General features: G+C 61.2%; 21 protein-coding genes. 1 reads left to right on the top strand and 20 read right to left on the bottom strand.

Annotated elements, in window-relative coordinates:
- Window positions 1–47: 47 nt before the first annotated feature.
- From ppdK to rpsP, 9 genes are all read right to left on the bottom strand, one after another.
- Entirely contained in the window at window positions 48–2,798 is a 2,751-nt protein-coding gene (gene ppdK, locus DW123_RS06785) for a pyruvate, phosphate dikinase (RefSeq protein WP_118273333.1), read from the bottom strand.
- Between the two features lie 403 nt (window positions 2,799–3,201).
- Entirely contained in the window at window positions 3,202–4,077 is an 876-nt protein-coding gene (locus tag DW123_RS06790) for a pyruvate, water dikinase regulatory protein (RefSeq protein WP_118273332.1), read from the bottom strand.
- 34 nt (window positions 4,078–4,111) lie between these two features.
- Window positions 4,112–6,208 carry a glycine--tRNA ligase subunit beta gene (gene glyS, locus DW123_RS06795; RefSeq protein ID WP_118273331.1) on the bottom strand — a complete coding sequence of 699 codons (2,097 nt, stop codon included), beginning with the start codon at window positions 6,206–6,208 and terminating at the stop codon, window positions 4,112–4,114.
- A 3-nt stretch (window positions 6,209–6,211) separates the two neighbouring features.
- Window positions 6,212–7,123, bottom strand: coding sequence for a glycine--tRNA ligase subunit alpha (locus tag DW123_RS06800; RefSeq protein WP_006236091.1), 912 nt, complete (start codon window positions 7,121–7,123; stop codon window positions 6,212–6,214).
- Window positions 7,124–7,182: 59 nt separating this feature from the next.
- Window positions 7,183–7,746: a signal peptidase I gene (gene lepB, locus DW123_RS06805; RefSeq protein WP_118273330.1), complete on the bottom strand. Its 564-nt coding sequence runs from the start codon at window positions 7,744–7,746 to the stop codon at window positions 7,183–7,185.
- A 2-nt stretch (window positions 7,747–7,748) separates the two neighbouring features.
- The gene (trmD, locus tag DW123_RS06810; protein ID WP_118273329.1) at window positions 7,749–8,507 is read right to left on the bottom strand and encodes a tRNA (guanosine(37)-N1)-methyltransferase TrmD; all 759 of its coding nucleotides are present in this window, start codon (window positions 8,505–8,507) and stop codon (window positions 7,749–7,751) included.
- 10 nt (window positions 8,508–8,517) lie between these two features.
- Entirely contained in the window at window positions 8,518–9,009 is a 492-nt protein-coding gene (gene rimM / locus DW123_RS06815) for a ribosome maturation factor RimM (RefSeq protein WP_233505236.1), read from the bottom strand.
- Window positions 9,010–9,043: 34 nt separating this feature from the next.
- Entirely contained in the window at window positions 9,044–9,289 is a 246-nt protein-coding gene (locus DW123_RS06820; RefSeq protein ID WP_229042092.1) for a KH domain-containing protein, read from the bottom strand.
- Between the two features lie 42 nt (window positions 9,290–9,331).
- Window positions 9,332–9,673, bottom strand: coding sequence for a 30S ribosomal protein S16 (gene rpsP, locus DW123_RS06825; RefSeq protein ID WP_117735148.1), 342 nt, complete (start codon window positions 9,671–9,673; stop codon window positions 9,332–9,334).
- Between the two features lie 201 nt (window positions 9,674–9,874).
- On the opposite strand from rpsP, the gene dinB reads away from it, so the two are divergent.
- Complete coding sequence (gene dinB / locus DW123_RS06830) at window positions 9,875–11,128, top strand: DNA polymerase IV (protein WP_118273328.1); 1,254 nt, start codon at window positions 9,875–9,877, stop codon at window positions 11,126–11,128.
- A gap of 96 nt (window positions 11,129–11,224) precedes the next feature.
- Here the strand turns inward: dinB and rsfS are convergent, their stop codons facing one another.
- From rsfS to mrdA, 11 genes are all read right to left on the bottom strand, one after another.
- Entirely contained in the window at window positions 11,225–11,680 is a 456-nt protein-coding gene (gene rsfS, locus DW123_RS06835; protein WP_118273327.1) for a ribosome silencing factor, read from the bottom strand.
- 28 nt (window positions 11,681–11,708) lie between these two features.
- Complete coding sequence (yqeK, locus tag DW123_RS06840; RefSeq protein ID WP_199412313.1) at window positions 11,709–12,242, bottom strand: bis(5'-nucleosyl)-tetraphosphatase (symmetrical) YqeK; 534 nt, start codon at window positions 12,240–12,242, stop codon at window positions 11,709–11,711.
- Between the two features lie 87 nt (window positions 12,243–12,329).
- Window positions 12,330–13,007, bottom strand: a complete 678-nt coding sequence (gene nadD, locus DW123_RS06845) for a nicotinate-nucleotide adenylyltransferase (protein ID WP_117735145.1) — start codon at window positions 13,005–13,007, stop codon at window positions 12,330–12,332.
- Between the two features lie 3 nt (window positions 13,008–13,010).
- Window positions 13,011–14,477 (bottom strand): GTPase ObgE, encoded by a 1,467-nt coding sequence (gene obgE, locus DW123_RS06850; protein WP_199406634.1) that lies wholly within the window; start codon window positions 14,475–14,477, stop codon window positions 13,011–13,013.
- Between the two features lie 85 nt (window positions 14,478–14,562).
- Window positions 14,563–14,820 carry a 50S ribosomal protein L27 gene (gene rpmA, locus DW123_RS06855; RefSeq protein ID WP_089573443.1) on the bottom strand — a complete coding sequence of 86 codons (258 nt, stop codon included), beginning with the start codon at window positions 14,818–14,820 and terminating at the stop codon, window positions 14,563–14,565.
- 33 nt (window positions 14,821–14,853) lie between these two features.
- Window positions 14,854–15,228, bottom strand: a complete 375-nt coding sequence (gene rplU / locus DW123_RS06860) for a 50S ribosomal protein L21 (RefSeq protein ID WP_035138585.1) — start codon at window positions 15,226–15,228, stop codon at window positions 14,854–14,856.
- A 67-nt stretch (window positions 15,229–15,295) separates the two neighbouring features.
- On the bottom strand, window positions 15,296–16,108 hold the full coding sequence (locus tag DW123_RS06865) for a TIGR03936 family radical SAM-associated protein (protein ID WP_117735143.1): 813 nt from the start codon (window positions 16,106–16,108) through the stop codon (window positions 15,296–15,298).
- Complete coding sequence (locus DW123_RS06870; RefSeq protein ID WP_117794417.1) at window positions 16,105–17,982, bottom strand: TIGR03960 family B12-binding radical SAM protein; 1,878 nt, start codon at window positions 17,980–17,982, stop codon at window positions 16,105–16,107. Before DW123_RS06870 ends, DW123_RS06865 begins: the two co-directional genes overlap by 4 nt.
- Window positions 17,983–17,992: 10 nt before the next feature.
- Window positions 17,993–18,922: a YcjF family protein gene (locus DW123_RS06875; RefSeq protein WP_118273325.1), complete on the bottom strand. Its 930-nt coding sequence runs from the start codon at window positions 18,920–18,922 to the stop codon at window positions 17,993–17,995.
- Between the two features lie 18 nt (window positions 18,923–18,940).
- A complete protein-coding gene (locus tag DW123_RS06880; protein ID WP_117799077.1) occupies window positions 18,941–20,167 on the bottom strand; it encodes an FtsW/RodA/SpoVE family cell cycle protein in 1,227 nt (408 codons plus the stop codon).
- Between the two features lie 9 nt (window positions 20,168–20,176).
- Entirely contained in the window at window positions 20,177–22,246 is a 2,070-nt protein-coding gene (gene mrdA, locus DW123_RS06885; protein WP_117763032.1) for a penicillin-binding protein 2, read from the bottom strand.
- Window positions 22,247–22,259 lie beyond the last annotated feature (13 nt).

The following is a 22,259-nucleotide window of genomic DNA, read 5'->3' on the forward strand; positions in this document are numbered from 1 at the left end:
ACGGGCGGCATGAAGGGGGGCTACACTAGGCGTCTACACCCAAAACGTTAGGCGGAACGCTTGGCCTCGAGCTTGGCCTGAGCGGCGGCCAGGCGCGCCAGGGGCACGCGGTAAGGCGAGCAGGACACATAGTCCACATCGGCCACGTTGAACAGGCCCTTGATAGACTTAGGGTCGCCGCCGTGCTCACCGCACACGCCAAAGTGCATGCCGGGGTTGGTGGCGCGGCCCTTCTCGACAGCCATGCGCACCAGCTCCAGCACCGCCGTGTCGATGGTCTCGAAGGGGTTATCCTTCAAGATCTTCTTATGCATGTACAGCGGGATGAACTTGGCCTCGGCGTCGTCGCGCGAGAAGCCAAAGGTCGTCTGGGTGAGGTCATTGGTGCCAAAGCAGAAGAAGTCGGCGTGATGGGCGATCTCGTCAGCGACCATGCAGGCGCGCGGCAGCTCGAGCATCGTGCCCACGGGAATGTTGAGCTCGACGCCCTCCTCGTAGGATACCTCGGCGATGACACGCTCGATGACCTCGCGGGTCTGGACATGCTCGTCCGTGATGGAAACGAGCGGGACCATAATCTCGGGGCGCGGGTCGACGCCCTCCTTGATAAGGCGGGCGGCAGCCGTGGCCACAGCGCGGACCTGCATGAGCGGCAGATCGCCAAAGACGACGGACAGGCGCACGCCGCGCAAGCCCAGCATGGGGTTGGACTCGACCATGCCGTCAATGCGACGCAGGCGGGCGCGCAGGGCAGTGAGCTCCTCCTCGGGAGCGCCGGCGGCCTCCTTCTTGGTGATGGCGACCTCGAGCTCGCGAGGATTATCCAAGAACTCGTGCAGCGGCGGATCAAGCAGGCGAACGACCACATCGCGACCGGACATGGTCTTGAACATCGCCAAGAAATCCTCAGTCTGGACCTTGAGCAGATCGGCCAGGGCCTGCTGCTTCACAGCCTCGTCGTCGGACAGGATGAAGCTCTGGATAATGTTCTTGCGGTCGCCCAGGAACATGTGCTCGGTGCGGCACAGGCCTATGGCCTCGGCGCCAAACTCGAGCGCGAGCGCAGCATCCTCGGGGTTGTCGGCGTTGACGCGCACGTGGTTGGCGTGACCGTCGGTCCCGTCCAGGCGGATCTCGTCGGCCCAAGACAGGATGGTGTCCAGATCGCCGGTGAGCTCAGCGGAGACCAAATCGACAGCGCCATCGACGACGATGCCCTGAGTGCCGTCGATGGAGATGATGTCGCCCTCGTGCAGCACGCGGTCGCTGCCCTCGATGCGCACGACCTTCTCGGCCGCGTCGATATGGAAACGCTCGACACCGCAGACGCAGGGCGTACCCATGCCGCGGGCGATAACGGCTGCGTGGCTCGTCTTGCCACCATGGCTCGTCAAGATGCCCTCGGCGGCGACCATACCCTTCAGGTCATCGGGGTTGGTCTCCCAGCGGACCAAAATGACCTTATGGCCCTCGGCAGAACGCGCGACGGCGTCATCGCTCGAGAACACGACCTCACCCACGGCGGCACCGGGACTGGCGTTAAGGCCGTGTGCAAGCGCCTCGTACTTCTTAGAGGAGTCGAACTGCGGGTGCAGGAGCTGGTCGAGCTGAGCGGGGTCGATGCGGCTCACGGCCTCCTCACGGGTGATGAGGCCTTCCTCGACCATCTCGATAGCGATGCGCAGAGCGGCGGTGGCGGTACGCTTGCCCACGCGGGTTTGGAGCATCCAGAGCTTGCCCTGCTCGATGGTAAACTCGATGTCGCACATGTCACGGTAGTGATCCTCAAGCGTCAGGAAGACACACTCAAGCTCCTCACCTGCGGACTCGAGGCCCGGGGTGGTCTTGAGGTCGGCGATGGGCTCGGTATTGCGGATGCCGGCGACGACGTCCTCGCCCTGGGCGTTAACCAGAAAGTCACCGTAGAACTCCTTGGCGCCGTCGGCCGGGTTGCGCGTAAAGGCGACACCGGTCGCCGAGGTCTCGCCCTTATTGCCAAATGCCATAGCCTGAACGTTGACGGCGGTGCCGAGCTCGTCGGAGATACCATGCTGCTTGCGGTAGATGCAGGCGCGCTCGTTCATCCAGCTGCCGAAGACGGCCTGGATAGCAAGGCGTAGCTGGAGCTCCGGATCGTGCGGGAAGACGGGCTTGCCGTCCGCAACATCGAGCTCGGGGTACAGGGCGGCATCGACGTTGTCGGAGAAAATGCCCTTGAACGTCTCGACGAGCTCCTGCAGGTCCTCGGCCGAAAGCTCGGAATCGACGCGAACGCCGGCGACCAGGCGGGCCTGGGTCAGGGCATTCTCGAACAAGTCGGCATCGACACCCATGACGACGTTGGAGAACATCTGGATAAAGCGACGATAGCTGTCCCAGGCAAAGCGCGGGTTTTGCGTCTGGGCGATGAGACCCTGAACCGAGTCGTCGTTGAGGCCCAGGTTAAGAACCGTGTCCATCATGCCGGGCATGGAAAACGGAGCACCCGAGCGAACCGACACGAGCAGCGGATCGTTAGCGTCACCAAGCTTCTTGCCGCAGCGGTCCTCGAGGTCTGCCTCGGCGGCAACGATCTCGTCGAGCGCGCCCTCGGGCCACACGTTGCCGGCACCGGAGTATTCAACGCAGGTCTGGCAGGTAATGGTAAAGCCACCGGGGACCGGCAGGCCGATGCGGCTCATCTCGGCAAGGTTAGCGCCCTTGCCGCCAAGCACAAAGTTCATGGACTTGTCGCCCTCGGTGACACAGGTGCCCTGGGCGTCGGTTCCAAAACGGTAAACCCTCTTGCAATCGCTCACGATACTTCCCCTTCCATGCACTTACGCGCACGACCGTGGTAACGAATCGACCCGCCGGATGCGGGCCGTGAGGGAACTATACGGCGGGTTTTGAGCGGGCTTGAGCAGAGGATGCGCGGTTTGGTAAACGTGCTAAAACTGGCGGTAAACGGTAGGTAAAGGTGGTTACCTTATGAAGATACCACTAGAGTGTAATTGCAGGTTAAAAGCAGTAAAAACTGCTAAATCGCTTTACCATAATCATGCATTATTTTGAGGTAGTCTCTTTGGGTAGCTAATTTGGGACGGGGCTATTTTAGCTACCCCACACGAGCGTTCGGCCCCAAGCCGTATCCGGATTATGGGTAGCTAAAATAGCCCCGTCCCAAATTAGCTACCCAAACACAACCTTATCCCAAATGGGCTACGTTTGTTGGGCCCGACGGGCGGCGCGGCGTGCGCGGGCTTCTTTGATTTCCTCCAGATGGCTAATGATCTCGGCAGCGCTTTCCTCGATGGCCTTGCCGTCGGTACGCACCACAAAGCAGCCTAGGCGCTTCATGAGCGCACGAGCTTCCTCGAGCTCGCTGCGCACGCTCTCGGGCTCGGCATAGGAGCCGGCAACGGCACGGGCGTAGTCATCGCCCAAGCGGCTATCGCGAATCTCGGAAATAACGTCGACGGTCGAAATCAGGCCAAACAAACGCATCGGGTCGACCTCGTAAATTGACTTGGGCGGCTCCATGCCATGGGCCAACGGAACATTGGCAACCTTGTAACCTTGAAAGGCCAAAAACATCGACAGCGGCGTCTTGGACGTGCGCGATACGCCCAGCAGCACGATATCGGCACCCGACAGATCGTCGCAGCCGCGCCCGTCATCGTGCTCAACGAAATACTCCATGGCCTCGATACGATGGAAATAGCGGTCATCGGTCTTGTGAATCACGCCCGCGACGCCCTTGGGCGGTACACCGATGAGCGACGACAGCACGGCGAGCGTCGGGCCGATCAGGTCGACCGAGCGAATATGCAGCATGCCCAGGTAATCGAGCACACGAGCACGTAGCGCCGGGTCGACAATGGTGTGGAATACGGCAATATCGCGATGGTCCGCATCGACGCGCGGACCCACAAACGATTTAACCTGCTCCACCGAGTTCACCTTGGGCAGGCGCAAGAGATGAAAAACCCCTTCATCAAATTGCCCGGACGCCGCAAGCACCACCTCACAAGCGGTATCACCGAGCGAGTCGGAGATAACGATAACGGTGGGACGAGCGGTGACCGGGCAATCCATGCGGGGCTCCTTTTGCGCTTATGCGCAGGCTGGCTTACTTTTTGCGGGCAAGCTCACCGATATTGGCGATGCCGGAGAAAACGGCCTCGAAGCGGTTGAGCAGCTTAAGGCGATTATCGCGGAGCTGCTCGTCCTTGTCCATGACCATAACCTCGTCGAAGAAACGGTCGATGGGCGCGCGCAGGGCGGCGAGGGCAGCAAATGCGGCAGGATAATCCTCGGCGGCGAGAGCAGCATCGACGGCGGTCTGAGCGGCCTCAGAGGCGTCGGCAAGCGCAAGCTCGACCTCGCCCATCAGGCTGCGGTCGTACTCCGCACCCAGCTCGGGCTTGGAGATGTGCGCGGCGCGAGCATAGGCGGTAGCCAGGTTGTCGAAGGTCTCGGCATCGTTCTTGCGGGCCTCATCGAGAGCGGCGCAGCGGGCGAAGAAGACGGACGGGGCGATGATGTGCACCGCAGAGACGGCGGCAACGGTATCGGCCGGGATCTTCTCGTCGCGGGCCATGCTCACCAGGCGGCCATGGAAGAAGTCGCGAACCTGCTGGGCGACTTCGGTGGCGTCGAACTCAATGCCCTGCTCACTATAGAGCTCGAGCGCAAAGTCGATGAGCGACGTGGGGTCGATCGGCAGGCGGTCGCGCAGGATGTTGATGATGCCGATAGCGGAACGACGCAGCGCATAGGGGTCGGAGGAGCCGGTCGGGGGCTCGCCGATGGCAAAGATACCGGCAATGGTATCGAGCTTGTCGGCACAGGCCACGATGCAGCCAGCGGTGCCCTCGGGCAGCTCGTCACCGGCAAAGCGGGGACGATAGTGATCGCGAATGGCGTGGGCGACCTCGTCGTTCTCCCCCATCGCGGTCGCGTAATAACCGCCCATCACGCCCTGCTGGCTCGTGAACTCGACGACGGCGTTGGACACCAGATCGGCCTTGCACAGGTGCGCGGCGCGAGCGGCATCGGCGGCAAGGTGGGCGCCCAGATGAGCCTCGCGGGCGATAGCGAGCGCGAGCTGCTCGATGCGCTCGGACTTGGCGAGCACGCTACCGAGCTTCTCCTGGAAGGCAACCTTGGCCAGGCGCTCACGGAACTCGTCGAGGGAGATCTTCAGGTCCTCCTCGTAGAAGAACTTTGCGTCGTCCAGACGGGCGCGCACGACGCGCTCGTTACCGTCGATCACGCGCTCGGCATTCTCAGGCTTGCTGTTGGAAACGACCACGAACTCACGCGTGAGCTTGCCCTCGCCGTCATAGATCGGGAAGTAGCGCTGGTTGGTGAGCATGGACTCGCAGATGATCTCGTGCGGGACCTTGAGGAACTCCTCATCGAAGGTACCGACGAGCACCGTCGGCCACTCGCAGAGGTTAATGACCTCCTCAAAGACCTTCTTGGGCGTATCGACATGGCAGCCGGGACGGGCAGCCTCGACCTCGGCGATACCGGCAAGGATGGCCTCACGACGACGCTCGGCAGAAAGCACACCGGCGTCCTCGAGCACCTGCTCGTAAACAGCGGGGCTGGCAACCACATAGTCGCCAGGGCCAAGTACGCGATGACCGCGCGTGGTGTTGCCGCTCGTCACGTCGGCAAACAACACGGGCACAACATCCTCGCCCAAAAGGCAGCAGATCCAGCGGACCGGACGAACAAAGGTCGCATGCTCGTGACCCCAGCGCTGGCTGCGGTAGTTGGGCCACTGCAGGCCGGCGATGGTCTTCTCGCACAGAGCGGTCAGAATCGGCGTAGCCGGTACGGAGGGAATGTTCTTCTCGGCGAACACATACTCGCGACCGTCAGTGTCCTCGCGACGGACCAGGTCCTCGGCAGCCACACCGCACTTGCGGGCAAAGCCCTGGGCGGCCTTGGTGGCGTTACCGTCAGCGTCGAAGGCAATGTTGGCCGCGGGGCCACGCTTGACCTCGTGAACCTCATCGGTCGCGGTGGCGACGTTGGCAACGAGTGCAGCCAGACGACGCGGGCTCGAGATCACGCGGACCTCGCCGTGGGCCAGACCGGCCTCGTCGAGGCCCTTGGCGATCATGGTGCCAAGCTGCTTGACGGCATTGTTCAACGGTGCGGAGGGCATTTCCTCCGTACCGATCTCAAACAGGAAATCCTTAGCGTCTGCCATGGCTTACGCCACCTCGCCTTCCTGATCGGCATTCTCGTTAACTCCGGCGACCTCGGCCATATAGGCCTCGCAGCACGCCTTGGCAACGGCGCGGACGCGCAGGATGTAGTTGGCACGCTCGACCGCGGACAGCGCGCCGCGGGCATCGAGCAGATTGAAAGCGTGGCTGCACTTCATGACGCAGTCGTACGCCGGCAGCGGAAGCTTGCGCTCCAGGCAGGAATGGCACTCGGCCTCGTAGTCGTCAAACTTCTGACGCATCATCTCGACGTTGGCGACCTCAAAGTTATAGGCACTGAACTCGCGCTCGTTCTCGAGGAACACGTCGCCGTAGGTCATGGGCGTGCCGTCGGGCAGGTAGCTCCACACCAGGTCGTAGACCGAGTTGACGCCCTGAGCGTACATGGCGATACGCTCCAGGCCATAGGTGATCTCGACGGGCACGGGGTCGACCTCGATACCGCCCACCTGCTGGAAGTACGTAAACTGCGTGACCTCCATGCCGTTGAGCCAGACCTCCCAGCCAAGGCCCCAGGCGCCGAGCGTCGGGCTCTCCCAGTCGTCCTCGACAAAGCGGACGTCATGGTCGTTGGGGTCCAGGCCAATGGCGGCCAGCGAACCCAGGTAGAGCTCCTGGGCGTTAACCGGCGAGGGCTTGATGAGCACCTGGAACTGATAGTAGTGCTGCATGCGGTTGGGGTTCTCGCCGTAGCGGCCGTCGGCGGGACGGCGGCAGGGCTGCGCATAGCAGGTGCGCCACTCGGCGGGACCGAGCGAGCGCAGCGTGGTCGCGGTGTGGAAGGTACCGGCACCGACCTCGGAGTCATAGGGCTGCATAATGACGCAGCCCTGCTCGCCCCAGTACTGCTGGAGACGCAGGATGATGTCTTGGAAGGAAAGCGATGAAGCGTTCATGCCTCTAATATCCCCTTGTCGAAACGATTACACGGTTAGGTACTGTACTATAGCGGTTTTTAGTCGATAGCGCCGATACGGTTGAGCGGCCAGTAGCGAACAAGCGCCACGGCGATCAGGTCCGAACGGTCGACCGGGCCAAAGTAGCGGGAGTCGGCAGAGTTCTCGCGGTTGTCGCCCATCACCCACACGCACCCGTCAGGGACGGTGTAAGGATAGCTCACCTGAGCAGCGGGCGCCTGGACCGAAAGCGGCCAGCTCATGCCGGTCGTATAGTCTTCATCGAGCGCCTGGCCGTCGACGACGACCTTGCCGTCCTGAAGGTCGACCGTCTGGCCGGCCGTGGCAATAACTCGCTTGACGAGAACATCGTGCTCGGAGGTGCCATCGGGGTTGTGGAATACCACAATATCGCCCTGTTTGACGGGCTGACCGAGCTCGAGGCTCACCTTTTGCGCCAGAATCTGATCGCCAATCTCGATCGTAGACTCCATGGAGCCGGTAGGCACCACAAAGGGTTCAACCACAAACGAGCGAATCAAAAAGGTGGCGACGAGCGCAATCGCGACGACCACGATCCACTCAAAGGCACCCTTTAGCACGGAATGCTGCGATGGAACCATTCTCACTCCTCGCTTAGCGAATACGACGCGTCCAAAATCTCTTGCGCGTACACGCGCTCCTCGGGCGTAAGCCGTGCCGTCTCGATCAGATCGGGTCGCCAGCGGCAGGTACGCTCAATGGCATTCTTACGGCGCCAGGCGTCAACCTTGGCATGATCGCCACTCACGAGCACCGGGGGCACACCCTCGCCGTTGAACTCGGCGGGGCGGGTGTACTGCGCATATTCGAGCAGGCCACCGTCCTCGGCAGTCGAGAAGGACTCATCCACGTTGCTCATCTCATCGCCCAGGGCGCCGGGGATGAGGCGAACGACAGCATCGGCCACGACCATGGCGGGGAGCTCGCCGCCCGTGAGCACATAGTCGCCGATCGACAGGCGCTCGTCGGCATACGCATACGCGCGCTCATCGACGCCCTCGTAGCGACTGCACACAAACAGCAGGCGCTCACTTTTGAGTAGGCGCTCGGCCACATGCTGCGTAAAAGGCTCGCCACAGGGGGTAAAAAACACCACAGTGGGCTTGGGACCCTCTGCGCTAATGGCCTCGACGGCCTCGGCAATAGGCTCGACCTTCATGAGCATGCCCTGCCCGCCGCCGTACGGCTCGTCATCGACGGTACGATGGCGGTCGTGCGTCCAGTCGCGCAGGTTATACGCCTTAAAATCAAAAAGGCCGGCCTTGCGGGCGCGGCCCAAAATCGACGTGGACATGACGGGCTCAAACATCTCGGGAAAGACCGAAAGGGTCTCGATCAGCATGTTGTCCTCCCTACTTGTCCATATCGATCAAACCATCCATAACGTGGACGGAAATTGCCCCCTGATCGGGAAGATCGAGCACAACCTGCTCGATCACGGGAATCAGTACCTCGCCGTACCGATCGCCCTCGACAACCCAAACATCGTTGGCGGGCGTCGACATAATCTCGACAATCGTGCCGAGCGAGCCAAAGCGCTCATCGACCACCTCGCGACCCATCAGGTCGGTATAGGCGGCGTCGAGTGAATCGAGCTCAAAATCGTCACGATTTGCCAGCACATAGCATCCCGTGATGCCCTCGGCGGCCGTCAAGTCGTCAATGCCCTCAAACAAGACCAGATCGCCATCGCCCGTATCGGTGACGGACACGACCTTGCAAAAGCGGTCGCGCTTGAGTGCCGGCGGCGTCAAGGCGATGCGCATACCCGGCTCCAATACAGAAGGAAGCCCCCGCAGCGGCTGCGCGAGGACCTCCCCCTTCCTTCCGTGCGGCTTGACCACACGGGCGATGTTTTTGTACTGGGACCTCAAGGTCCTAGCCCAGAACCTCTACCTCGACTGCAGTGTCGAGGCGAGCGGCCAGTGCACGGGCGAGCGTGCGAATGGCCTTGATGGTACGGCCACGACGGCCGATGACCTTAGCGACGTCATCCTCGGCAACCGAAACCTCAATAGTAGAGGCGTCTTCGCCATCGATGACCTCAAGGCTCACGGAATCCGGGTCGTCGACGATCTGAACAACGAGATATTCGACGAGATCGGCGATGCGATCTGAGAGCATTGCCTCACCCTCGAGCTGTGCAGCGTCAACCTCAGGCACGATTTACTCCTCGGCGCCCTCAGCGGCCTCAGCGGCAGCCTTAGCGGCCTCGGCCTCTTTGGCGAGCTGCTTCTTGGACTTCTTGACGACGGTCTCGGTCTTCTCGCCCTCGTTGGCGGCCTTGACCAGAGCGACGACAGCGTCGGTGAGCTGAGCACCCTTTGCCTGCCAGTCGGCGATCTTCTCGAGATCGAGGTTGATGGTCTTGGGGGCGGTCATCGGGTTGTAGCGGCCAACCTCCTCGATGATACGACCGTCACGCGGGGCGCGGGAATCGGCGACGACGACACGGTAGTACGGACGCTTCTTAGCGCCGTGACGAGCAAGGCGAATCTTGACTGCCAAAGGAAACTCCTCCAACCAAGCAGCTTTAGGCTGCAACTACAAACAAACATTTGAATATAATACGCCATCGACGCGGGCAGGTGAAGTCCGTGAGACCAACTTCTTCGGTGTAGTCGAAGGCAAATCCATATCTTAGACAAGAATTCGCGATTTGCAAGCACATCCACGCACCCCACATGAGCTGCGCGGTATACTCATGCCATGAAAAGACGCGAACATACATACGGTTATGAGGATGCTGCGGGCGTCACGCCGCCGCCCTGGACGGGACCGGCGGTGGGCCTCATGGACCTCGACGCGTTTTTTGCGAGCGTGGAGATGCTCGACCACCCCGAGTGGCGCGGCAAGCCGCTCATCGTGGGCGGTGACGCCGATTCTCGCGGTGTTGTATCGACCTGCTCCTACGAGGCGCGTCGCTTTGGCGTGCATTCCGCCATGCCCTCGGCCGAGGCACGGCGCCTGTGTCCGCAGGCCATTTGGACGCATGGGCATTTTGATCGCTACCGCGAGGTCAGCGCGCAGGTCATGGCGATTCTCGCCGACGAGACCCCGCGCGTTGAGCGCGTATCCATCGACGAGGCTTTTATCGATATCACACCGGGTCGCTTTGCGCCCGAAGACCCGTTGCAGGTTGCACGACGCATAAGCGACCGCGTGGCAGCGCTCGGCGTGACCTGCTCCATCGGTGTCGGCTGCAACAAAACGGTCGCAAAGATCGCAAGTGAGCGGGACAAGCCGTTTGGATTGACCATCGTGCGTCCCGGAACCGAACAGCGCTTTTTGGCCGCGCTGCCGGTATCTGCCATGAGCGGCATCGGGCGCTCGGCCGAAGAGCGACTGCGCCGCATGCGCATCTACACGCTCGGCGAGCTGACACGTGCACCGGAATCCACCTTGGCCTCTATTTTTGGTGTCAACGGCGTACGCATGCGCCAGCGTGCTCTGGGACTCGAGGTTTCCGAAGTCACGAGTCTTGATGAGGAACGCGAGGTTAAATCGGTGAGCAATGAGCGCACCTTTGCGAAAGATTTGACTGAGCGTGGGGACATCGAAGCGGCGATTGCACTGTTGGGAGAGTCAGTGGGACGCCGTCTGCGCCGTCAGGGACTAACGGGCGCCACGGTGACGCTCAAGCTCAAGTATTCGTATGGAAGCGGGCGAACGGCGCAGCGGCGGCTGCCTCATCCGACCGACGATGAGAACATCTTCGTGGCGGTTGCACTCGAACTGCTCGACAACATCTGGCAGGAAGGCATGCATGTTCGCTTAGCTGGCATCGGCATGAGCGATTTCGATCACCAAGGCGGGATCCAAACCGACCTGTTCTGCGAGATCGATGACCGCGGAGCCCAATCCAGCGACCGCCGCGACCTCTCCGTCGCCATCGACGCCGTCCGAGACAAATTCGGCGACACCGCCCTATCCTTCGGCCGCCAATCCCGCTTCAACGATTAACCACCTTTGGGTAAAAAGAAAGCCGGGTAGCTGCGGAAAACCGCAACTGCCCGGCGATATGCGTGAGGTTAGCTAAACCCCGTCTCAAATGAGCTACTAGAGGAGGTTGAGGGGGAGCTGGGGGGCGTCGCCCCAGAGCTTTTCTAGGCGGTAGAAGTCGCGGGCTTCGGGAGTGAAGACGTGGACGACAACAGAACCGTAGTCCATGAGCATCCAGGTCTTCTGCTCACGGCCCTCGATGGAGAACGGATGCTCGCCGCAAGCCTCGGCGACCTTCTCCTCGATCTCGTCGACGATCGAATCGACTTGGCGGTTGTTGGTACCGGTGGCGAGCACAAAGTAGTCGCACACACCGGAAAGCTCGGTCAGGTCGAGCACCTGCACGTCCTCGCCCTTCTTGTCGTAGGCGGCCTGCGCGGCGGCGCGGGCGACATCCTCGGCGGCGACACCGCTCGCGGACAGCGAGGCGGCGGTGCGGTCGGACGTGGCGGCGAAGCTCTTGTGCTCCACACCCTCAAGAATCTGCTCGTCGGTCATGGTCTCGTCGGCCATGGAATACCTCTTTCTAGACGCACCCGAGCTAGCGCAGCTGGGCGTAATGGTTGTAAATCGTAATAGCCGTGGGATAAAGATAACGCCCGGTCTGAATCACATAGACCAGACCCTGCGCAAAACAGGAGAAGAACAACTCGTCGAGCGAGGACTTCCCCACCATCTTGCGCAGCGCATGGGCATAATCGCCGTGGCGGTTGGGTTCGATGGCATCGGCAACAAAGACCACCATATCGAGCGGCATCATGTCGCAAGCGCCCACGGTGTGACGGTCGACAGCCTGAAAGACCGCCGGCGACAGCTCGGGAAAAAGCTGCGGAAGCTCACAGGCGGCAACAGGGCCATGCAAAAGCGGCGTCGCAGCGGAAGGAGAGCCGGCAATCTTAATGCCATAATGCAGAGCGCGCGTGACCAGCTCGTCGTCGGAGAGCACCTTGTCCCAGTCATGGATCAGGCCGGCGGCGGCGGCATCAAAGCGGTCGACACCGTACACCTCGGCTAGGTGCAACGCAGTCTCGGCAACACCAAGCGAATGGACATAGCGCTTGCGCTTATCCTTCATGCGAACATCGAGCAGCCCATGAATACGCGCCAGCAGCGCGCGCTCATCGCCCTCAAACTGATCCTCTACCGGCAACGTAGACCCCCATCACTCAAAATCTTTTTGACCCAGATCGGCATACAGCCCGCGTTTACGAATATAGCCGAGCACGGACTCGCTCGTAAGATAGCGCACACTCATACCGCGGGCAACTCGCTTACGAATGTTGGTCGAGCTGATCGCCAGCGCCGGAATCTGGATATAGCGCACGTCGAACGGCAGACCCGACTCTTTGATTCGGGCACGCGCCGTATCGATATCAAAGCCCGGTCGCGTCGCCGCAATAAAGGTAGCAAGCTCAGCGATTCGTTCGGCATCATGCCAGGTCACAATATCGATAATTGCGTCGGCGCCCGTAATAAAGTAGAGCTTTACCTGCGGCGGGTAAAAGTCGCGAAGGGCATGAAGCGTATCGGCCGTATAGGTTACGCCCGGACGGTCGATCTCGAACCGGCTCGCCAAAAAGGCCGGGTTCGCGGCGGTGGCGAGAACCGTCATGGCATAACGGTCCTCGGCAGGCGTCACCGGCTTGTCAAGCTTAAAGGCAGGCGTGCCCGCCGGCATAAAGAGCACGGCATCCAAGTCGAGGGACTCGCGCGCCTGCTCAGCGGTCACCAGGTGTCCGTAATGGATGGGATCAAAGGTGCCACCCATAATGCCAAGCCTAAACTCCTGCCCAACCTCTAGAGGAAGCTCGGGCAGACCGATTCCACCGCGCAGCGACATGGCTTACTCGCCCTCCGGAGTCTCGACATCGTCCGCGGCATCCGCCACATCGACAACCTCGACGCCCTCATCCGCAGCATCGGCCACGTCAATGGCCTCAACGGCAACGTCCTCGCCAGCATCCTCGAGCTCCTCGTACTCCGAGAAGTCCTCGGCGCCCTCAAAGTCAAAGGCGCGCTGGCAAATGCGGACCTCGTCGCCCGCACGGCAGCCGGCCTTCTCGAGCGCATCGTCGACACCCATGCGCGCAAACTTATGCTGCAGGTAGATGATGGCTTCCTCGTTTTCCCAGTCGGTCTGGATGACCATGCGCTCAATCGCGCGACCAACCACACGGAACGCACCGGGCTCTTCCTGGACAATGCGGAACCGCTTCTCACGCTGCAGGCGGCGGCGCTCCCACTCATCGTCGCGCAGAACGACCGGCTCATCAGAGACCGCCAGCTCGGCGCGAAGCTTAGCCACCTGCTCGCCCACGGCAAGCATCAGCGTGTTGAGGCCGGCGCCAGTCACGGCGGACACGGCAAAGAACATATGGCCATCGTCGAGCGCCGCACGCTTAAGGTCGGCAATCTTGTCGGCCGTGCCCGGCGCATCGCACTTGTTGGCGACAACGATCTGCGGACGCTCCGAAAGCTCGGCGCCATACTGCTCGAGCTCGCGGTTAATAATGCGATAATCCTCGACCGGATCGCGATCCTCAAACCCGCCCGTCATGTCGACGACGTGCATGATCAAAGCCGTGCGCTCAATGTGGCGCAGGAACTGATGGCCCAGCCCCTTGCCCTCGCTCGCGCCCTCAATAAGGCCGGGGACGTCGGCAACGACGTAAGAATATTCGCCGGCACGCACCATGCCGAGGTTTGGCACGAGCGTGGTAAACGGGTAGTCAGCGATCTTGGGACGGGCGGCACTCATGCGCGCAATGAGCGAAGACTTACCCACCGAGGGAAAGCCCACGAGCGCGGCATCGGCCATAAGCTTCATCTCGAGCTCAATCCAGTGCTCCTCGGCCGGTTCGCCCAGCTGAGCGAACGCGGGCGCGCGGCGCACCGACGTCACAAAGTGGGTATTGCCCAGGCCACCGGCACCGCCGGGCGCCACGACGACGCGCTCGCCATCGTGCACCAAGTCGGCAATCTCGAACATCGGGGTCTGCGTCTCGGGGTCGAGCTCGCGCACCACGGTACCCATAGGGACCTTAAGAATCAGGTCCTCGCCGCTCTTGCCATTGCGACGAGCGCCCTGGCCGTGCGTGCCGCGCTCGGCGCGGAAGTGATGCTTAAAACGGTAATCGATCAGCGAAGACAGCTGAGCATCGGCCTGGATGACGACATTGCCGCCACGACCGCCGTCGCCGCCATCGGGGCCGCCCTTGGGAACAAATGCCTCGCGCCTAAACGACATGCATCCGGCTCCGCCGTCGCCGCCGCAAACGTTAATGCGGCTGATATCGGTGAACTGTGACAACAGAATCGCCTCCTACAAAAAAGAGGGAGACCCTTGAATCCTAAAACTCAAGTGCCTCCCACATATGTGCTCTATGAAGGGTGAATTACGCGTTCGCGAGCGGGCGTACGCTGACCCTGTGCTTGATACCCTTGTGGAACTCAACGGTACCGTCGACCAGCGCGAACAGCGTGTCGTCCTTGCCACGGCCAACGTTCTCACCCGGGTGGATGTGCGTGCCGTGCTGACGGACGAGAATCGTGCCCGTGGTTACCGTCTGGCCGGCGAAGCGCTTCGTGCCAAGGCGCTGACCGCGGGAGTCACGGCCATTACGGGAGGAACCGAGTCCTTTTTTGTGTGCCATTGTGTATACCTACTCTTTCGTTACGAGTGTAATCTACTCGGCGACGGGAGCCTCGGCAACAGCCTCGGCCTCTGCCTTGACAGCCTTCTTGGCGCGGGACGTAGCCTGGACCTTCACGATCTTCAGCTTGGTGAGCTGCTGACGATGACCCTTCAGACGACGATAGCGCTTACGCTTGTGGAACTTGAAGACCAGCTGCTTCTCGCCCTTGAACTGCTCAACGATCTGAGCGGTAACCTTGGCCTTGGCCAGCTTGTCGGGATCGGTGACGATCTTCTTACCATCGTTGAGGAAGATGACCGGCAGGGTGACCTTGTCGCCCTCATTGCCCTCGATCTTCTCGACGGTGATGACATCGTCGGTGGCGACCTTGTACTGCTTGCCGCCCGTGTTAACGATTGCGTACATGTTTACTTGCCCTTCATGCATCAGTTAGTGCAACAGCCGAATATAGTAGCAGGCGATAATACCCCCGTCAACGAGTATGTGGAGCAAATCCACAAGTTCGCACAGGTATGGGGCTGACGAGTCGGCCCTCGTCGTCCTCGCATGCTTGATTCTGACGCTCGACATCGTAGGAGCAGATGGTCACGAGGTCTTGCATACCGGTGGAAACAATAGGTGCATCCACGCCCGGGGTCAAGCCCTGCAACAAAACATCAGCAGCGGAAAGCAAAATTTCCGGACGCATGGAGCCCTCGTTGTCGGCATGGGTGTCGAGCATGAGCACCAAATGGTCCGGGCGATCCCCCGCCGTGAGCTCATAGCCCACGAGAGTGTGATCCAAATCCAAGCGCTTGCTTTTTTTGCCGCGCGCGTAGTCGATGCCATGGTCCGCGCGCAGTGCGTCGATCGCGCGACGCACCTCGTCGGCGCTTACGGGCGCCTCGGGATCCAAGTGCAGGTCAATGCGATACGACAGGCGCGTGAGCTGCGCCGTCAACGCCGGCGTGCGCACGTCGATGTACGCCGCCTCGATGGGTGCCAGATCGGCCGGAGACGCCGCAGCCAGGCGCCCAAACGCCTCGTCGAGCGCCACGAACTCGGTCATAAACAGGTCATACCACTCGCAGGTCGACGACGTACCCACCGGTAGCGCCGAAGAGAAGCCCACGCGCATGTGCGGAGAGAAGCCCTGCGTGACGGCATAGGGAAGTCCCGCACGGCGCACGATGCGCTCAATGGTATGGATTACTTCGAGATGGCCCAGGTACTTAAGGCGATCGCGCTTGCCATAGCGAACACGAAGTCTAAAGAGCGTGGGGTTGTCGGTCAGGCGCTCACTCATGCGCGATCACCCATCAATACATTCTTGGCGTGGAGCGTGGGGCAGATTCCGCAGCCGGTGCACGACGTGCGGGTGCAGTCGGGAGTCGTGACACCCTCGAGCGAGCGTCGGTACTCGCGCTCGAGGAAGCCGCGCGTGCAACCGGGGCTCACGTGCTCCCACGGCAGGCGCCAGTCCAACTCGTAGGGCAGGTGCACGAGCTCATTGAGGTCGATGCCGTTTTTGGCAGCAGCCCCCTTCCAGTTATCGAGCGAGAAATGCTCTACCCAGGCGTCAAAGCGAGAGCCCGCGCGCCAAGCATCGATGATGACGGGCGTCATGTCACGACCGGCGCGGGACAGCGCGGCCTCGATGAGCGAGGTCTCGGCATCGTGGTAATGCACGCGGACGGCACGGTTGCGAACGCTCGTGATAAGCAGCTTCTGGCGACGCTTGACGTCGTCGTAATCGAGCTGCGGGCACCACTGGAACGGCGTGGCAGCCTTGGGGATAAAGACCGAAACCGAGATGGACACCGAAATCGAGCCGCGACGAGCCTTGGGCACCACGGAACGACCGAGTTCCAGCACGTGATCGGCCAGATTGGCGATGGCCACGATGTCCTCGTCGCGCTCGCCGGGAAGGCCCATCATAAAGTAGAGCTTCATGCGGTTCCAGCCGGCCTCGAAGGCCGCCTTGGCCGCACGGTCCAGGTCCTCCTCGGTCACGTTCTTGTTAATGATGTCGCGCATGCGCTGACTGCCGGCCTCGGGCGCGAACGTCAGGCCGCCCTTCTTTTCGCCGGCGACCGACTCGGCCATATCCACGCCAAACGAATCCAGGCGCTGCGACGGAATGGACACGCGAATACCCGTATCCTCCAGGCGACGGTTGAGCCTGCCGAGCACGTCGCGAATGCAGGAGTGGTCAGTCGTGGAGAGCGAGGTCAGCGACACCTCGTCATAGCCGGTCTTTTCCAGACCCTGAATCACCGACGAGACGATCTGGTCGGCCGAGCGCTCGCGCACCGGGCGATACGTCATGCCTGCCTGGCAAAAACGACACCCACGGGCGCAGCCGCGCAGGATCTCGATAGACAGGCGGTCGTGGACCAGCTGTGCATAGGGTACGCACGACTGCGACAGCGGATTGGTGGCACCAAAGTCCTCGACGACGCGCTTGTAGACCACAGTCGGCGCATCCTTTCCCTCACGCGGCACGGTGTAGCCATGCGGCGAGCAGGGCTCGTCGTGACGAACCTCATAGAGCGACGGCACGTAGTTGCCGGCAATGGATGCAAGCTGCTCAACAATCTGCGCGCGCGGGACCCCTTCGTCACGCAGACGTCGATGCAGCTGGCAGGTCTCGAGCAGCGATTCCTCGCCCTCGCCAATGAGGATAGCATCGAAGAAGGCCGCGTACGGCTCGGGGTTGTACACCGAAGGACCACCGGCGATGACAATGGGGTCGTCCTCGGTGCGGTCGGCCGCCAACAGCGGAATGCCAGCGAGGTCGAGAGCCTCGAGGAAGTTCGTCACCGCCATCTCGTGCGGCACATGCAGGCCGACGATATCAAACGAAGCGACGGGGGCGGCACCTTCGAGCGACAGCAGCGGAATACCCGCCTCGCGCATGGCGTCACCCATATCGGGCCACGGCACATAGCCGCGCTCGCAGGAGATGCCCTCGGCCTGGTTAAGAATGTTGTAGAGGATGGCGATACCTTGGTTGGGCAGACCGACCTCGTATACGTCCGGATAGATCAGGCAACAACGGTAATCGGCATCGGCCTTGGAAAGCGTGCCCCACTCGTGATCGATATAGCGGCTCGGTTTCTCGACCTTGGCGAGCAGCGGCTCAATTAAATGAAAACAATCTTGGTATGCAACGCGCAACGGAAAACCCCTAAGCAGCGAGATCGGATGCGTCCTGGTAGGACGCCATAGGACGGGTAGCGCCCGCGACCGTGGTCACCAGATCGCGAACGCGGGAGAACGTGGCAGTGACCACCTCGTTGGCACGGCTGTAGTCGACATCGCGCTCGTAAAGCGAAGCGAGCGCACGGCCCATACCATAGGTGCCCGCGGCGGCAGTGAGCGCCTTGACGGCAAACCCAATATGCGGCGTCTGCTTGACGAGCACGCGGGTGACCGCGCGGATCACAAGACCGCCGGCAAGCACGCCCGCGACCTCGTAGCCGCGCTCAGGCTTAATGCCGCGCCCAAAGACGGCAGCGAGCTCAAAGAGCATACCCACCTGCGCCAGCGCCATAACGGGATAATCGGCGCCCGGCAAAAACACCAACGCACCGGTCGCCATATTGGTAAGCGCGCACGAGGTGATAATACGATTGGCCGCCGCGATGCGCATGAAGGCAAAGTTCGCCGCAAAAGCCGTTTCCTTGTCGGTGCGATCGAGAATCCAGCGGGCAAGCGTCTCGAGCAGATACGTCTTATCGGTTGCCGCTACCACGCCGAGCATGGGCGTGGACTCCTCGATAAACGGCGCCTCCACAGCAGACTCGGCAAGCACGCATACGGGCGCGCCGGCGATCACGAGCTCCTGCACGGCACTCTCCAAGCGGTCAGAACCACACGAGAGCACCAGTGCCACATCAGTATCGGTCTTTGGAGCAATTCGCTCCTCCCCCAGACGCTCGACGCGCACAATGCCCGAGGTCGTCTGCGGCACAAAGGCGTCACGCACCGTCTCGGCCAGAAAGCGCGAGGCGGACGAATCCAGATAGACCGAGACGCGCACCGGCGTATCGGAATCCTTCTTAACGGACGCGCCCATCTTAAAAGCGCGGGTCAGCTTATCTACGGGAATTTTCATAGCAAACTCCTCCAGCGGTTACGCGGCGCCCGAACGATGCCGCCATATGGATTGTACGATACCCACCGTCAGCAGCTGAATCATCATCGAAGACGAACCAAAGCTAATAAACGGTAGCGGAATACCGGTAATCGGCATCATGCCGATGCACATGCCGATGTTTTCGAAGGTCTGGAACGCCCACATGCCAACGATGCCCACACACGAAAGACGCAAAAACAGCGACTCACACTTAAAGGCGACGCGAATCGTCGAAAAGATCAACAGCACGTAGAGGCACAGGAGCAAAAAGGAACCGCAAAAGCCAAAGGTCTCGGACAGGAAGGCGAAGACGAAGTCGGTGTGGAACTCAGGCAGAAAGCCGCCGGCCGACTGCGTCGCATGGCCCAAGCCCTTACCAAAGAAGCCGCCCGAGCCAACGGCGATAAGCGACTGCTGCAGGTTGTAGGCATCGTCCGAATCGGCATTATCGGGGTCGATAAAGACCGTCAGACGGTTCATCTGATACTGCTTGATGAGCACATCGTGGCCGAGCAACGAATCAAAGACCGAATCGAGCGCCAGGACGAGGGCCACCAGGCCCACGAGCAGGGCTAGGGTCGACAGCACCCATTCGCGGCGCGCACCGCTCATACAAATGACGATGGCGCCCGAAACCAGCACGACCAGGCCCGAGCCCAGGTCGCCCATGGCAACGACGGCCAAAAACGGAATGGACAGCATGCCGCAGAGCTTGACGTAGTCGCGAGCGGTATCGATACGACCGTTATACTGCGAGCCAAGCGTAGCAATAAAGAAGATGGTGATGAGCTTGGCAAGCTCAACCGGCTGGAATGTCAAGCCGATACCGGGAATCTTGATCCAGCCCGTCATGCCCAGACCGCCCGTATAGGACAGACCCGGAATCTTGGGCGAAAAGATCACGATCAGGTCGATGACGAGCAACGCCGTCGAGAAATTGGAAATACCGCGCAGGTCGATACGCCAGACCAGCACCGCCAGCACCGCACCGATGCCAATTCCCAGCAGATGGCGTGAGAACGAGGCATCGGCCTTAAACTGCGAAGCCGACCAGATAATGATGGCACCGTAGGCGACAAGCGCCACAGTAGCCACGAGCACACCGATATGCACCTTTTGGCGAAACGTGCCGCGCGAGGCCGAAAGTTGCTTGTTGACGCGGTCCAGGCTGCTGCGAGAGCCGGTCTTGGTTGAACGGAACAGATCCGCCGGAGAAAAATCCATCGCAACCTCCTATCGAACCGAAGAATCGCCCGAGGCCGAAGAGGTATCGGGCTCGTCATAAATCACGCCGAGCACGTCGCGCACGACATGCATCGCGGTATCTGAGCCACCGCCGCCCTGCTCCAGGACAGTAGCGATGACATACTTGGGATCATCGGCCGGTGCATAGGCGCAGAACCACGCGTATTCGTCCTCGCCGCTTTTCTCGCCCGTGCCCGACTTGCCGTATACCTGCGGCGTCAGGGTGCCAAAGTGAGCCGCCAGGGACGTCGATGCCGTGTAAATCACGTCGTGCATGCCGTTGCGAACAAGAGCCAAATCCGAATCGCTGTTGATCTTGGCCTCCAGACGCTTCTTCTTGCCCTTGCCGTTGTACTTATAGGCATCGCCGTCGCCATCGCGCGACACGGCAGACAAAAACACGTGAGGCACGTACTGTTTGCCGCCGTTGGCAAGACCCATATAGGCGCACGCCATCTGCAGGGGCGTCACCAGGATGTCGCCCTGGCCGATGGCAATGTTGGTCATATCGCCGGCATTCCACTTACGATCCTCGGCAGAGGCATCGGTGAAGTACGACTCTTTCCACTCGGCATCGGGAATACGGCCCGCGCCCTCACTCGGCAGATCGATACCACAGGTCTTGCCTAGGCCCCAGCGACGAAAGACCTCCTGCAGGCCCTCGGGATGTTGCTCGTCATAGAAGAACGCCTTGCCCATGTCGTAGAAGACGGGGTCGCACGAGTTGGCGATACCCGACTGCAGCGTCATGGTGCCGTGGCCGGAATGCAGCCAGCAGCGCTTGCCCCAAGCCTTACCCAGGCCCGTCCAATAGCCCGTGCAGTTGGTTGTCTGCGTTGAGGTGTAGGTTCCAAACTCAAGACCGGCCAGTGCCGAGAGTGGCTTGATGGTCGAGGCCGACATGTACTGTCCGCTAATGGCGCGGTTGAGCAGCGGGTGTGAACCCTCGTCATCATTGAGCTCGGTCCACACGTCATTTGAGACGCCGCCGATAAAGACGGAGGGATCGAACTTGGGCTCGCTGGCCATGCCCAGGATCTCGCCATTGTTGGGATCGAGACACACCACGGCGCCGTTGCCGGCATTGCTGTAGCCAGTGGTCTTGGCAAGCTCGATAGCGCTCGCCAGCGCCGTCTCACAGGCCTGTTGGATCTTAAGGTCGAGCGTGAGCTTAATGTCGGAGCCGGCCTTCGCGGGCACGGCGCCGGCCTGACCGGTCACATTGCCCGAGGCATCGACCTTGACGGTCTGCTCGCCACGAATACCCTGCAGCAGGTTTTCGTAGTAGCTCTCAACGCCCGCTTGGCCCACGATATCGCCCGACTGGTACGTAATCCGGCCAGCAGAAGCATCATCAACGCCAGAGGTTTTCTTATTCTGGGCCTCGAGCTGCTCTGAGGTAATGGTGCCTGTATAGCCCAAAATGTGACAGGCCGTCTCGCCGTACGGGTACTGGCGCTCGGTACGCTCGGCAATCTTGACGCCCGGGAACTCGCCGGCATGCTCCTGAATATAGGCAACCGTGGAGCGACGGACATCCGTCGCGATGGTATGCAGGCTCTGGGCGCCCTCGGAATTGTCCTGGATATTGCGCAGAACCGCCACGTAGGGCATACCGAGCACGTTGGCAAGATGGCGAACCAGAACCTCATCCTCGGCAAGATCGCGGTAGGCCACGACAGCAAGTGAGGGACGGTTCTGGACAAGCGCCACGCCATTGCGGTCGAGGATGCGGCCGCGCACAGCGGGTGTGGTAACGGTGCGAGTCTGATTGCTATTAGCCTGCTTCTCGTAATAGTCCGACGAGACCATCTGCATGCCCCACAGCTTGACGGCAAGCGCCGCAAACATCGCGCCCACACCCGCGGTGAGGATGGAAAAGCGGCCCTTAAAGGCGGTCGCCGCGGTATTGCCCTCGCCCTCGGTGGCGCGCGGGGCCGTTCCATGCTGCGTATCGTAGGTAAAACGGGAATCGCCACGACGCATGATGACCAGCGCGACCACGATGGCCACAACCAGCACGATACCGGCGATAATAACCGTCAACTGGGAAGACATCTACGGGCCTCCC

Origin of the sequence: Collinsella sp. AM10-26 (genome assembly GCF_003472525.1) — a bacterium.
Classification (GTDB): Bacteria; Actinomycetota; Coriobacteriia; order Coriobacteriales; family Coriobacteriaceae; genus Collinsella.

Excerpts from the sequence above, each read along its gene's own strand:
- DW123_RS06790 (WP_118273332.1), bottom strand. The coding sequence starts at position 4,077 with ATGGATTGCCCGGTCACCGCTCGTCCCACCGTTATCGTTATCTCCGAC.
- glyS (WP_118273331.1), bottom strand. The coding sequence starts at position 6,208 with ATGGCAGACGCTAAGGATTTCCTGTTTGAGATCGGTACGGAGGAAATG.
- DW123_RS06800 (WP_006236091.1), bottom strand. The coding sequence starts at position 7,123 with ATGAACGCTTCATCGCTTTCCTTCCAAGACATCATCCTGCGTCTCCAG.
- lepB (WP_118273330.1), bottom strand. The coding sequence starts at position 7,746 with ATGGTTCCATCGCAGCATTCCGTGCTAAAGGGTGCCTTTGAGTGGATC.
- trmD (WP_118273329.1), bottom strand. The coding sequence starts at position 8,507 with ATGCTGATCGAGACCCTTTCGGTCTTTCCCGAGATGTTTGAGCCCGTC.
- DW123_RS06820 (WP_229042092.1), bottom strand. The coding sequence starts at position 9,289 with ATGCTCTCAGATCGCATCGCCGATCTCGTCGAATATCTCGTTGTTCAG.
- dinB (WP_118273328.1), top strand. The coding sequence starts at position 9,875 with ATGAAAAGACGCGAACATACATACGGTTATGAGGATGCTGCGGGCGTC.
- rsfS (WP_118273327.1), bottom strand. The coding sequence starts at position 11,680 with ATGGCCGACGAGACCATGACCGACGAGCAGATTCTTGAGGGTGTGGAG.
- yqeK (WP_199412313.1), bottom strand. The coding sequence starts at position 12,242 with ATGAAGGATAAGCGCAAGCGCTATGTCCATTCGCTTGGTGTTGCCGAG.
- nadD (WP_117735145.1), bottom strand. The coding sequence starts at position 13,007 with ATGTCGCTGCGCGGTGGAATCGGTCTGCCCGAGCTTCCTCTAGAGGTT.
- rpmA (WP_089573443.1), bottom strand. The coding sequence starts at position 14,820 with ATGGCACACAAAAAAGGACTCGGTTCCTCCCGTAATGGCCGTGACTCC.
- rplU (WP_035138585.1), bottom strand. The coding sequence starts at position 15,228 with ATGTACGCAATCGTTAACACGGGCGGCAAGCAGTACAAGGTCGCCACC.
- DW123_RS06865 (WP_117735143.1), bottom strand. The coding sequence starts at position 16,108 with ATGAGTGAGCGCCTGACCGACAACCCCACGCTCTTTAGACTTCGTGTT.
- DW123_RS06875 (WP_118273325.1), bottom strand. The coding sequence starts at position 18,922 with ATGAAAATTCCCGTAGATAAGCTGACCCGCGCTTTTAAGATGGGCGCG.
- DW123_RS06880 (WP_117799077.1), bottom strand. The coding sequence starts at position 20,167 with ATGGATTTTTCTCCGGCGGATCTGTTCCGTTCAACCAAGACCGGCTCT.
- mrdA (WP_117763032.1), bottom strand. The coding sequence starts at position 22,246 with ATGTCTTCCCAGTTGACGGTTATTATCGCCGGTATCGTGCTGGTTGTG.